Source organism: Thermoactinomyces vulgaris (genome assembly GCF_005886755.1).
GTDB classification, from domain to species: Bacteria; Bacillota; Bacilli; order Thermoactinomycetales; family Thermoactinomycetaceae; genus Thermoactinomyces; species Thermoactinomyces vulgaris.
On record NZ_CP039710.1, the window covers coordinates 2544634 to 2556798 of the forward strand.

The following is a 12165-nucleotide window of genomic DNA, read 5'->3' on the forward strand; positions in this document are numbered from 1 at the left end:
CTGTTCATCCCCTTGTCTGTCCTTGGTTTTATTCCCATTGTACACGGTTTCATTTATAAAAACATTTCAGATTATCATGGTATTTCGCTTTTTGTAAATAAGCACCACTGAAAAAACAAAGCAAAACCCCATCTTTTACACATGGGGCCTGTTTCATTATTCACCTGCCTTGGAGTCACACGCCATGACTTGAACCTTTGGAGGAAATTCCGATAAAACCTCAATCACGTCGTTTGGAGTGATAAAAACATAATGCTCCACCTCTCGCGGATCATAAATTCCTATACTTTGTTCAATAAACCATGTTAAATAGGCGGAATTCTTCACTTTAAACATCGTCCATCGGCTGTAAAAAGGATCGCGATATTGTTCATCCAATTGATACCAGGTTTTCAAAAGCGATCCTTCGTCTGTGTTCCGATAAGACAGCACACCATTTTCAAACCAAACCCTCACCTTTCTTTCATGGTTTTCATCACTAAACTCCAACAGAACCCCTTCATGATGATCCAAAAACGAATCATTGCACAGCCTTGCCGGAATTCCGAGGATTGGCTCCCATCGCTCCCAACTTTCCATGAAATCTTTCTCCCCTATTTTTTTATTCAAAGGATGGATCAGATCCATGCATCGTTCAATCCCTTTTTACTTCTCCACTTTTTTCTTTGCTTTGCACTTGATATATTCTTCTCCCACCCTATGCAAACATCTGGTCCAAATCCGCCTTTATTGACCAACCGAATTCATTGAGTTCACAAACCTCTTTCGGAGACACTTGGTTATAAACAATACGGTGGATCACACCGTCCTTTTCCAATTCGCGCAGTAGTTGGGTCAACATTTTTTGCGAGATCTTCGGCATGGCTCTTTTCAATTGCTGGTCCGCATCGGTCCCCAGGTCAAATGGCAAAGGATGACGGTTTTCCATTTTCCGCTGACCACTTTCAAGGGCGCCTCAACCGGGATATTATAAGATTTCTCTTCCGTTTTCACAGTGATCCTCCTCCCTTCGGATCGCCAATGCTACTTCTGTTTGATACGGTTACCCAAAAACGCCTGTGTTACCGAGAAGTATCGATATCACTAAAAAGTTCGCACTTCCAAAAAATAAGTATAAGTTACATAATAAGTGTCAAGGCGGCCGAGAACATTCGGCATCCGGACCAAGCCGTTATCATCAGCCAAGATCAAGGAGAGGATCAAAAAAGAAGCCTGGGAAACAGTAACTTAAAGGCTTCTGTGATTCGCTTCGGAGCTTGGGCAGCCGGAAAAACATCCTGTACAAAAGCCTGATAAAGTAGGGAAAATTCGCACTATTGCTCTGTACCACAAACCGACGGCACACGCCGTGAACCGGCTTTTGGCCAAACCGGCGGTAACCACCGTGATTACCCGCGCCAAGAACAAAGCACAAGTGTTGCAAAATGTTGCCTCGAGCCAACGGAAACTGACCCGCGAAGATATTGCACGGCTCGACAACTTGGCCGCCGTCTGAACAACACAAACAAGAAAGGGGAATGATCCATGGACCTCTTTTTAAAGGAAAAAAAAGTGCTCGTGACCGGTTCCACTTCCGGAATCGGAAAAGCAACCGCCCGACTGCTTGCTCAAGAAGGGGCCACCGTCCTCATTAACGGGCGCCGGGAAGAAAAAGTGCAACAAGTCATCAAAGAGATCCAATCTTCCCATCCCGAAGCATCACTGGAACCGGCCGTTGCCGATTTGAGTTCTGAAGCCGGATGCAACGAAATCATCCAAAAGCATCCGGAAGTCGATATTTTGATCAACAACCTCGGAATCTTCGAGCCGGCTGATTTTTTTGAAACCGGAGATGAAGAATGGCAAAAGCTGTTTGAAACCAATATTTTAAGCGGGCTTCGTTTATCCCGCCATTACCTCAAAGGAATGCTTGAGCGAAATGAAGGAAAAATCCTCTTTATTTCCAGTGAAGCTGCCATCATGCCATCTCCGGAGATGGCCCATTACAGTGCAACCAAAACCATGCAACTGTCGATCTCCAGAAGCTTGGCGGAATTAACCCGGGGAACCAACGTGACCGTCAATACAGTCATGCCCGGATCCACGCTGACCGAAGGCGTGGAAAAACACATCCAAAAGCTATACCAAGGAGAAACCATGTCTTTGGAGGAAGCGGAACGTCGGTTTATGGGCGAACACCGGCCGAGCTCCCTGATTCAACGGCTGATCCGCCCGGAAGAAATTGCCTCTTTTGTGGCATTTTTGTGCAGTCCCCGTTCCTCGGCCATCAATGGCGCTTCGCTCCGGATCGACGGCGGGCTGGTTCATACCATTTTTTAAACTCATCAATACAGGGCAGTCTGTCCGAAAGCAGCACTGCCCTCATATGATCTTTCCTTGCCGGTTAATCAAAAACAAACCGGCAATAATAAAAACCATTCCCAAACCGGCCATAAACGACAGTTGATTTTTAAAAATGATGTAATCCAGCAGTGCGGTGACCGGCGGGACAGCATACAACAAGCTGGTGACATTTGTCAGATTTCCTTTTTGGATCATAAAATACATCATCATGGAAGCGCCAACCGAGATCACCAACGCCATCCAAAACAAACTGATCAAAAAGGTGGAGTTCCATTGAACATGCCATCCTCCAAAAAACGGGAAAAACATTGAAACAACCAAAATACCTCCGGAATATTGAATGGCCATGTTGACCGGCTGACTGATATGAATTTGCTTTTGCATAAATGTACCGGTTGCGATACAGACCAAGCACAAAATGGCGCTGATTAAGCCATATAAAGTGAAGTTTGGCTTTGTGATATTATCAAAAACAACCAAAATCAATCCGCTTAACCCTAAAAAAAGCCCAAACCACTTGGTTTTGTTTTCCCCCAAAAAAGCTGTAATGATTGGTTGTGCACCCAAAATAATTGCCAACATTCCCGGAGACATGTGTTGATCCAGTGCAAAAAAATAAAAAATTTGGTATCCGGCTTGCAACAGAAGCCCCGTAACTATAATGTACCCCCATTCTTTTTATCGTTTTCGGGTAAATGAATCGGCTCATCAAACAAATGCCCCAGAGTAATGCCGTTGATAAAAGAAAACGAAGAAACACAAATGTGAAAGGATTGGCATACTCCAAACCGAGTTTGACGAAAATTGCTCCACTGCTCCATGTCAAGATAAAACTGACTGGCAAAACCCATTTCCAACTGTTTAACGCTTGTAAAGGGAGAGGTTGCAATGGAATATTCTTTTTCACCTTCACTCACCTCATTAAGGTCATAGAATCCAAAAATATTTCCTTACCGGCAACCTGTAAAAAGAAGCAGTGCTTTTTGCGCACTGCCCGCCCTTCACTGATTCAAAATCCCTCGCAAAGTATGAATTTGGTTCAATTCGTATTGATAATCACATTGCTCCTTAAAACATTCTGTCATCGTTTGAAAAAACATCTCTGCCCCATCCAACAATGCTTCCAAAAAAGCTTTTTTCGGCAAGACAGCTTCCACTTTGTCATTGGCTTGCAACCGGTAAAGGACCCAATCCTTTGAAATCGATTGAATGGACAGCTTGACGGGTTGATCCGGAAATAACGTTTCTCCTTCCCCGGTTTTTACCACCTGTTCCATCACATCGAGAAGATACCCCCACAATTGGTCAACCAAATCCCATGCATCCACATCCAACAAAATCTGATCCGAATCCAAATCAATCAATTCAATGGCGCCATGAATATAATGGAAATCGATCTCACTTTTCATCCCGATTAACTCATCCGCATTGCCGATTGCCACAAAGTAATCATTTCTCTTTTGCTTTAACTGTTTTAAATCAGTGATCTCTTTTCCAGGCTTTAGAATCAACGAATTTACATAGAACAATTAATCCACCTACTCTTCAGGATAAAATTGGCCCACTCTTCCCCTGCCAATATCAGCTCCGGATTAATGTGTTCCCATTCCTGAACATATTGTTGGCATTTGTTTATCGCTTCTTCTTTCAATTCTTCATAAGTGATTTTTTCATTTACAAATTCATATTTATAATATGGTAATGGTTTGGTGACGACCGTTTCACGAATATCAGATAGTTTTTCTGACGGAACGAAAATGGCCCCTGCATAGAGATGGTTCGTTTGCTTTTCTCTTTTAAATTCGATGAATACCTCCAATGCATCAATATCACTCACCGCCACGTAATCATGCCCTTCCAAGAGTTGCACAGCTTTCAACAAATGACAAAACCAAATCGTTATTAGATCCCATCCTTCTTCACCAGGACGAAGTTCATTTTCATGGTAAGTTTCGTCATTATAAGCTTTATCGTTAAACCGAATCATAAAAAAACCTTCGATTTCTCCCCAGTCATCAAATTGGTATCGGTCCAATGTTTTCAGTTCATCAAAGTCTTCGATAATTCGATATTTAATTTCAACCACTGCTTTTCACATCCTTGCTGTGTGAGAAACAAAAAACATTAAACCAGCGACAAAAGATAATTTAATAATTCAGGTTTCTTATGCAGATAAATATAGGATTGCGGAGCAGAAGTATTAAATTCATTCTTCAAAATTGTCAAATCAACCTCTTTCTTCAACGGGTGTATATTTTTAATTGGCAGAGCCATTCTCCCCGGTTTTTGTCCATGAATAAATTCTTGGACACCAACACCTTCATGACCGACCAAATCTTTTGGCTCCCAGATGGGTTCATCCAACTCAAGCAAGGCTTTTATTGCACCAATTGGCTTTGTAACATAAATAAAAGCATTTATTTTCTTGTTTGGGAACCGGTTTCTGAATTCATGCTTTTTCTTCCCTGCCATAATCAGTTCATAAAACTGTGGCTTTAAACTAATTAAAATGTATTCTTTTTCATCAAAACGTGTTGATTGTTTCACTCAATTCCCCTCCAATTAAAAAAACGGCCTAAATCCAGAGAAATACGATTATCTTGATTGCCGGGAGCTAAACCAGACATTGATCAGTTCCCATCCTTCTTCACCCAAACGTAGCCCGTTTTCATGGTAAGTTTCGTCATTATAAGCTTTATCGTTCAATCGAATCCCTCGATTTCTCCAATCATCAAAGCGGTATCGGTCGAACGCTTTCAGTTCATCCAAGTCTTCGATGATTCAATATTTGATTTCAACCACTCTTTCCTCTCCCTGCCGTCCAAAGTAACTTGGTGTAAGCTTATATGTTCCGTTAGAATGAAAGTGATAATTTCCTCTCCTTCTGTAGTTGTATATGTACATTTCATAGTTATTGGACGACTGCTCTTTCTACGTACCAAGAGTGATAAAATCCGCCAAAATCTTCATTCATGCACTGCTCCGCTCCTTGTGACAAAAATCCGAACTGCTTTTCGTTATGCAGTTCGGATTAATGAATTTACCTTTATTATTCATCTACAAATAGTCCAAAATCTGTTACCAAACAGCAAACCTCATTATTCTCATCATATCCCCAATAAGAAGGATAAAACCCATCACCCAATCCGCTTTTAAAAGCAATGATATTCAGCGATGAGTCTATTTCAAAATTACACCAATCTCTTGTAGGTGCATAATTTTTCTCCATTTCTGCCAAAAGGAGATCTTCATACTGCGGGTTGTCATCCAAAATGCTAATATATTTTCGAAAAGTTTCTTGGTCTGCAAAACTGCCCGTGCCACTATTCACCGGATACCCATAGATCTCATCTTCTTCCAATTTGCTTAAATCTTGTCCATCTAATAATGCCATTTCCCAACGAATGGCCCGGCTGTTTTTGAATTTGATTTTTGCAGCTCCTATTCGTTCGTCACCATCATCGACATAATGAACAATATTTAATATCACAGGGTAATTTCCTGAAGGAATTTCTTTAACAAATGGATCTGTGTCGGGTAAAAAAGGATCACATGCAACAATTTTACCTGAAGGCAGGTTTAATGTTCCTATGTTAATGTTTTTGGTTTTTCCTTTTCCTATACTTGTCTCAAATATCACATCATCTTGAAAAAAGTAGCAAAAATCCGGCACCTTGATTTTCATCAAACTCAATCCTTTCTACCAATCATTACCACTAAGCAAACTTGAAATTATACTTCCCACCCGCAGTCCCTCTTTACCATAAAAAATCTCCGAAACCCTTACTTATCCCGGCTTCTTTTTTTCTTTTACATTCCTTTTAAAAAATGTGATTTGGCTTTTTCTTTTTGATTTTTTATGAAGTAATTTGTATAGATCTTCGTCAATCTCACGATAAATGTAATTCTGCATTCGCATCAAAATCAAAAGGGCTTCCAAACAGTCCGGTTTCACTTCGACAGCCTTTCTTAAGCAATTGATGCTTTTCTCAAAATCCCCAATAGGTGGCTCGAAAACCAATACACCCAACCGGACCCATGCTTCCACATCATCCGGGTATTTTATTAAATGCTGATCCAAAAATCTTTCAATTTCTTCTTCATGGACACCTTCTTCATTTAATTTGGTGATCTTCTCCGCTAAAGATGAATTCATTTCAAACTCACTCATTAAGAAAATCCAAGATCAATCACTTTTTTTCACCGGCCTGATTCGATCAGTGTATTCCCTTTTCCTTATCCAATTTAATTAATGCCATCACTTATTCGTTTTGCTTTTTTTTGAAATAAACCATATATATAATCTCCTTTTCGTCGATCTACACAGGCTGTTACCTCAGTCAATGGGCAAATTGGATCCAATCCTGAAATCAGAATAACCGGTAATTCGTAGTACACATTATCCGGATCATCTAAAAAAAGTTTCCACTTGCCATTTAAATTTTTTCGATATACTTGCCCTACGTATCGTGCTAAAGAATCTAACTTTCTTTTTTCAGTTTCCTTCAGAATATCTCCCACTGTGGGATATGTTTTTAAAATCCACTCTTCTAACCGAAGTAGTGATTCCGGACTATAATCAAGCATCAATTGTGCAGGCATTTCTTCAATCAATTCATCGAGCCTGTCTCCCATTTCCATCAACCAATATTGAAATAATCGGTTCATTGTTTCCCTCCTGATCTTTCATGAACCTCTTTCTTGTATAGCCAAACCTTGTTCATTTTCCAAGAACTATTTCTTTAAATAACGATCCATCTCTCTTCCCAACAGCAAATGATCTTAAATTCCTTGTCATCGCGATCATTTCTTATATTCTTTGTCCAGTATAAGTATTGGCTTTTCTTAAATAAACAAGTATTCTTTTCTGCGGGTCTGGGGAATCAGCTCAATCTTCCTGATGAGTCTTGCATAAGGAACATGTTCCTTCATTTTTTTCATGACCTCTGGAAGATTCTTCAGTTTATTCAGTCTGATCAAGACGGAATATTCTCTGAAATTTCTTTCCTCCCAATCCTCATCCACATAATTGTAATAAATTTTGATCCTCCCCAAGTTCCGCTTTATAGTACTCATCTCTCAATAACTGCTTTCACGATACTCGAATTGAATTTTTAAGGCTTTTTCCAAATCGTTTTTAACTGCCCGCAACGATTTGTCAGCTACACCATAAAATCATATACTCATACATCATAATCACCTGACCCCCATTATACTTGGCCAACCGCTCATGACAAGGGATTGGACATGACATTCTTGCTAAATCAGCATATCCTATTTTTCAAATTAAATCATTTGATCAACCAAATAAATTTTAGGGTCATAATAGGAGTCATTCTCTCAAAATGACTCCAAAATCCAAATACTATTAATCATCACTTGGCGGAGGTATAATAATTGGCTGATATCTTAGTACCTTTTCAACGATTTCTTCTGGAGTAAGTTTATTATCACTCCAATAAATCAACCTCATTAATTCTTTAAAATCAGGTACTGATTTTTCCAATAATGACAAAATCTCAGTCTCTTCTTCTTCAGAGAATTCTACATTGATTAGCTTTCTAACTGTAACTATTAATTCTTCTTTTGATTTGATGAATTTGTCCATTGTAATCTCCCCCCTCTTCTTAGCGCCCAAAGCGGTAATTGCCGCGTTCTTCCAATTGATATTTAACTTTCGGGAAAGAGTGCTGGCGGCATTTTTTCAAAAGTCTTTGGTAAACACTTTTTGTACGGGGGCGGGCAGTTTTTCAAGCAAACTTCTTCCTTTCCGCCAGTTGTTTTTGGTTTTACTTCATTTTCTCCTTGGATTCAAATTCACTTTTGTTCAAACAAAACCCCCCAACACTGCACATGCAGTTGGGGGCTCTGTTTATTTTTCTTTATAGCAATTTTAAAAAGCCAAGGGGCATTGTCATCTTCGACAACCTTATGCTTAATCTTATATTCCCCAGCTTTCCTTGATTTCCTTTAACAGTCGGGTCACTTCTTCTTTTCTTTTCGGGTGACTTGAAATATACTCTTGTGCACGTTTATACACATAAGGATAAAATTCCTTAAAGTCCATGTATCCGATGGTATCTTCCTCAGCAGCCGGATAATACATGACCAGAGCAACTTCATTTTCTTGACAACGGAAACGTTCCCATTCATCAAAACTTTGCCGAAATAAAATCATCACTTCTTCTATACCAAAACCTCTTTTGTTTTTAAAGTTGTTTAAACAATCCACAAAATTAAAATTTCCAACCAAACTAAAAAAAATGCTGATACATAATTCTTTTTCTTCTATCGTTTCCATGACTTTATAAGTTTCTTCTTCAAAATTGCACATTTCTCATTACTCCTCAACAAACACTGGATAAAAATTTTTTATTTTCCCCTGATCATCCAGATAACCAACAAATTTCATTCCATTATTGCTATATCCTTCGACTGTTCTTCCTTTAATTCTTTTATTAGATAATCCTTCAGCCATGGCTTCTTTTCCCCATAGAATATCCGATAAATTTTAGGATCATAAACAGTCAAACCTTCTTCAATAAAGAATCACCTTTGATTTGCTTTCTTCACTTCCTCAAACCAAGAAATAAAAATATCTGGTGGAGCTAGCTCTTTGGTATCAGACCAGACTGGATCATACTGATATCTTGCTCGAAGTTTATTCTCTTTAGCATTATAATGAATTTTGATTTCAGTTGGCATATCTCTGTTAAATTCTTGACACTTCTTGTGAATCTCCTCTAAATAACCCAGTCCGATTTTAAGCATACTCCTTTGTCTTTCTCTTGAAACATCAAACCTTTCACGTTGTCCCTCTTCCAATGTTTCGTTTAACCGGTGTTTATGAACCACCTTCCCGTTCATTTTATAAAACACGTTAAATGAATACATTTTATCTTCATAAGAGCAGTAAATATAAATCCCATCTGCTTTATAATCTGCATACTCTGCACAAATAGCCACTATTTCACCCTGTAACTCCGAAAAGTAATCTTCAAATACTTTTTCCATAAATTAATCACCCTTATTTATACCTCTTCGTATTACTGCAATAAAAGCCTAAATTGGCACGAAACGAAGAAACAACCGCATCAGCCAAAAGTTTTTCAGGGGTATATTCCACCCTTGGCATTAAAATACATGCAGGAATTCCCATATTACTTTAACTTCCTTATTATCTAACATGTACTACCTTGATTTTACTCACAAAGCCTTTATCTGCATAAAAATGTTACATACAAAAAGCAGCCCGCTATTACAGGCTGCTTAGGAATGAATCACAGGAATTGTTTTCTTTCTGATTTCACTTCTACACATTCTTTTTTAAATAATCCAAGATGACTGAGCGATCTTCTTCGGCTTGTTCATAACCTTTGTCATAAGCATAGCGAGTTACTGTTTCTTTAGATAAACCTAAAATCATCTGTTTATAAAATTCCGTACAACCTTGAACCAATGCGAGAAAAAATTCTTTTTTAGGTAAACACCAATTTTTATCCTCAATTGAAAATAAAACAAACCCTTTTTGCAATATTTTCAAATTCATTCTTACCGGCTGATCCGGAAAGTAATATGTACTTTCTTTATGTTCAATAGCCTCTAAGGTTAAATTGAGAAGATAATCCCAAAGTTGATCAATTAAATCCGAATAATATTCTGATAGAACAGGTTCATCATAATAGCTTAATTCAATGTAACCCTCTAAATAACGATGGTCCAGATAAGGATCTAATTTCTTCAACAAATCCGTGTTTGTGACCTCAATGGCTTTTTCCTTTAATGAAGGAACTACTATAATTCCTTTTGATTCTAATATATCTGGATCCGGGATGTTTTCCGGTACAAAGATATAAGATCGGACTTTGAACATAAAACCCAACTCCTTATACCAAGATATCATTATAATTTTTATTCTACTTTTGGATATAATTGACCAACTAAACGAATTATTCTTCCATTCGAATTATTAATTTCTCTTACAAAACCTACTACATATTTAACCCCATCGATACTTATTTCTTCATTTATACCTAATTGAAATTGTGATCTTTTTTTAGCATTTTGACTAATAATTTCTTTTTCTTGCTTGATAATCTTGTTTAGTATCTCTTCAACATCCTCGGCTGTCATTCTGCTTGGAAATAAGGTATTTTGGCTTTTGTTTTTCCTTACATTTGGATTAAAGTACTTTGGATGATGACTTTCCAATATATGTTTCATTGCATTTTTGTCTAAAGAAATAAATATATTACTATCAACTTGAACGGTGATATTTTTGAAATTCTTCAAATAATTATCCAGATCATGTGGATTTGCAACCCTGATTCTTCCGTCTTCCATCCATTTTCTCAATTGATCTCCAGGTATATTCACTAAGGAATCTGGCAATGCCAAGTCTTTCCCCGTTACACTGTTTTGTTTTTTGCCAAGAATTTTTTCAAAGTATTCTTGATAGGATTGGTTCGTATTTTGATTAGGCAAAGGAGTATTTTTGATTAAATCATTTCTTTGGGCTATGTTTGTAATTTGGTTACTCCTGCCTCGTTCACAACTCCCTCTAGGCAACAGCATCATGGCCACATAGCTGTCTGCCGGTTGTTCATAAACCAGGCAATCCAGCTTTTTGTATACTTTCATGGCCGCAGGGGCAATTTTGGGGATTCCAAAGTATCCAATTACTGTGAGAGCCGTTCCGGTTACACCGGTAATTGCCGCGTTCTTCCAATTGATATTTAACTTTCGGGAAAGAGTGCTGGCTGCATTTTTCCAAAAGTCTTTGGTAAACACTTTTTGTACGGGGGCGGGCAGTTTTTCAAGCAAACCACTTCCTTTTCTCGCCAATTTGCTTGCCCTTGCCATTTTGCCGACTTTGTCCGCACCTTTGGTTCCCACCACAGCCAAGACAATTTCTCCAAGCGCATAACCAAACCATTCTGCACGGCTTTTGGCATCCCCGTGGATCACATCACGTATAAACGATTCGGAAATGGATTGCCAAATTGCTTTGATGGTATCAATCGGATGGGCAATCGCATGAAACAAATTTTTTAATGTTTCAATGGGATGTGCTATGATATCGGCGATCCCTTTGAGGGCATCCCAAAGGGCTTTACCCAATCCTTTAAAGAAGCTGCCGGCAAGGCAATCCGCCAAATATCATCTCCTTGGCTGAACACATGAAAAAGACAGTGCTATCCAGCACTGTCACCTGTTGATTAAAATAACTCAAGATTTTATTTATTGATTACATCGATTGAACCCGTTCTTTTATCAAATCATAAGTTCCAGATGATAAATGAATCCCCTTAATTTTTTCATTAATAAATTCATGATAATCGGATACAAGAGGATCCGGACACCATTCACCCGATAGATCTGCCGGACATTTTTCTTTCCTTTTAAATAATGCGATTTGGCTTTTTCTTTTTGATTTTTTTTCAAATAGTATTTCCCTAATGAAATATGATTCAACACATATTTTGGATAAGCTGAAATCGATTTTTCTAAATGATGGGCATATTCTTCATCCATCTTTTTTCCTTCAAAATACCACGCTTTGGCAAACTCAATCAACGATTGCTCCTCACGACCCCTTGGCTGATAATGACGAAGTAATTTGTATACATCTTCATCAACCTCACGATAAATGTAATCCTGCATTCGCATCAAAATCAAAAGGGCTTCCAAACAGTCCGGTTTCACTTCGACGGCCTTTCTTAAGCAATTGATGGATTAAATTACCCTCTTCTCCATAACCCTCTTTATCTTTAAAAGAGTTTAGGCATTTAATAAAATCCGTCAATACAAAAATGTTGTCGA

Annotated in this window: 17 protein-coding genes and 1 pseudogene; 2 read left to right on the plus strand and 16 right to left on the minus strand. The window is 38.4% G+C overall.

All coding sequences use genetic code 11. The features are described 5' to 3' along the window. Positions 1 to 156: 156 nt before the first annotated feature. Together FA954_RS12995 and FA954_RS13925 are read right to left on the minus strand one after the other, a co-directional pair. Positions 157 to 579 (minus strand): hypothetical protein, encoded by a 423-nt coding sequence (locus FA954_RS12995; RefSeq protein ID WP_037996486.1) that lies wholly within the window; start codon positions 577 to 579, stop codon positions 157 to 159. A gap of 118 nt (positions 580 to 697) precedes the next feature. After that, a pseudogene (locus FA954_RS13925) lies at positions 698 to 993 on the minus strand (winged helix-turn-helix transcriptional regulator). Between the two features lie 355 nt (positions 994 to 1348). Here FA954_RS13925 and FA954_RS13765 point away from each other — a divergent pair. Both FA954_RS13765 and FA954_RS13005 read left to right on the plus strand, forming a co-directional pair. Further along, positions 1349 to 1495: a hypothetical protein gene (locus FA954_RS13765; protein WP_156473352.1), complete on the plus strand. Its 147-nt coding sequence runs from the start codon at positions 1349 to 1351 to the stop codon at positions 1493 to 1495. A 29-nt stretch (positions 1496 to 1524) separates the two neighbouring features. Then, complete coding sequence (locus FA954_RS13005) at positions 1525 to 2319, plus strand: SDR family NAD(P)-dependent oxidoreductase (RefSeq protein ID WP_131470861.1); 795 nt, start codon at positions 1525 to 1527, stop codon at positions 2317 to 2319. Positions 2320 to 2361: 42 nt separating this feature from the next. Here the strand turns inward: FA954_RS13005 and FA954_RS13010 are convergent, their stop codons facing one another. The 14 genes from FA954_RS13010 to FA954_RS13075 form a co-directional block, all read right to left on the minus strand. Beyond that, the gene (locus tag FA954_RS13010) at positions 2362 to 2985 is read right to left on the minus strand and encodes a DMT family transporter (RefSeq protein ID WP_138615186.1); all 624 of its coding nucleotides are present in this window, start codon (positions 2983 to 2985) and stop codon (positions 2362 to 2364) included. Between the two features lie 359 nt (positions 2986 to 3344). Next, positions 3345 to 3872: a hypothetical protein gene (locus FA954_RS13015; RefSeq protein WP_121873914.1), complete on the minus strand. Its 528-nt coding sequence runs from the start codon at positions 3870 to 3872 to the stop codon at positions 3345 to 3347. Continuing rightward, on the minus strand, positions 3860 to 4429 hold the full coding sequence (locus tag FA954_RS13020) for a hypothetical protein (RefSeq protein WP_138615187.1): 570 nt from the start codon (positions 4427 to 4429) through the stop codon (positions 3860 to 3862). Before FA954_RS13020 ends, FA954_RS13015 begins: the two co-directional genes overlap by 13 nt. Before the next feature lie 38 nt (positions 4430 to 4467). Beyond that, positions 4468 to 4890, minus strand: coding sequence for a hypothetical protein (locus FA954_RS13025; RefSeq protein ID WP_037996393.1), 423 nt, complete (start codon positions 4888 to 4890; stop codon positions 4468 to 4470). Between the two features lie 502 nt (positions 4891 to 5392). Next, positions 5393 to 6028, minus strand: a complete 636-nt coding sequence (locus FA954_RS13030) for a DUF4241 domain-containing protein (protein WP_052186776.1) — start codon at positions 6026 to 6028, stop codon at positions 5393 to 5395. Positions 6029 to 6130: 102 nt separating this feature from the next. After that, on the minus strand, positions 6131 to 6499 hold the full coding sequence (locus tag FA954_RS13035; RefSeq protein WP_138615188.1) for a tetratricopeptide repeat protein: 369 nt from the start codon (positions 6497 to 6499) through the stop codon (positions 6131 to 6133). Positions 6500 to 6588: 89 nt separating this feature from the next. After that, positions 6589 to 7011 carry a hypothetical protein gene (locus tag FA954_RS13040; RefSeq protein WP_121873911.1) on the minus strand — a complete coding sequence of 141 codons (423 nt, stop codon included), beginning with the start codon at positions 7009 to 7011 and terminating at the stop codon, positions 6589 to 6591. A 700-nt stretch (positions 7012 to 7711) separates the two neighbouring features. After that, the gene (locus FA954_RS13045; RefSeq protein ID WP_037996385.1) at positions 7712 to 7951 is read right to left on the minus strand and encodes a bacteriocin immunity protein; all 240 of its coding nucleotides are present in this window, start codon (positions 7949 to 7951) and stop codon (positions 7712 to 7714) included. Positions 7952 to 8284: 333 nt separating this feature from the next. Beyond that, positions 8285 to 8677 carry a ribonuclease toxin immunity protein CdiI gene (gene cdiI / locus FA954_RS13050; protein WP_037996384.1) on the minus strand — a complete coding sequence of 131 codons (393 nt, stop codon included), beginning with the start codon at positions 8675 to 8677 and terminating at the stop codon, positions 8285 to 8287. Positions 8678 to 8683: 6 nt separating this feature from the next. Further along, a complete protein-coding gene (locus FA954_RS13055; RefSeq protein WP_231564618.1) occupies positions 8684 to 8821 on the minus strand; it encodes a CdiA family toxin C-terminal domain-containing protein in 138 nt (45 codons plus the stop codon). 71 nt (positions 8822 to 8892) lie between these two features. Then, positions 8893 to 9357 (minus strand): hypothetical protein, encoded by a 465-nt coding sequence (locus FA954_RS13060; RefSeq protein WP_037996381.1) that lies wholly within the window; start codon positions 9355 to 9357, stop codon positions 8893 to 8895. Positions 9358 to 9655: 298 nt separating this feature from the next. Continuing rightward, positions 9656 to 10216: a hypothetical protein gene (locus FA954_RS13065; RefSeq protein WP_037996379.1), complete on the minus strand. Its 561-nt coding sequence runs from the start codon at positions 10214 to 10216 to the stop codon at positions 9656 to 9658. 38 nt (positions 10217 to 10254) lie between these two features. Further along, a complete protein-coding gene (locus FA954_RS13070) occupies positions 10255 to 11499 on the minus strand; it encodes a hypothetical protein (RefSeq protein WP_037996378.1) in 1245 nt (414 codons plus the stop codon). Between the two features lie 117 nt (positions 11500 to 11616). Beyond that, the gene (locus FA954_RS13075) at positions 11617 to 12048 is read right to left on the minus strand and encodes a tetratricopeptide repeat protein (protein ID WP_037996376.1); all 432 of its coding nucleotides are present in this window, start codon (positions 12046 to 12048) and stop codon (positions 11617 to 11619) included. Positions 12049 to 12165 lie beyond the last annotated feature (117 nt).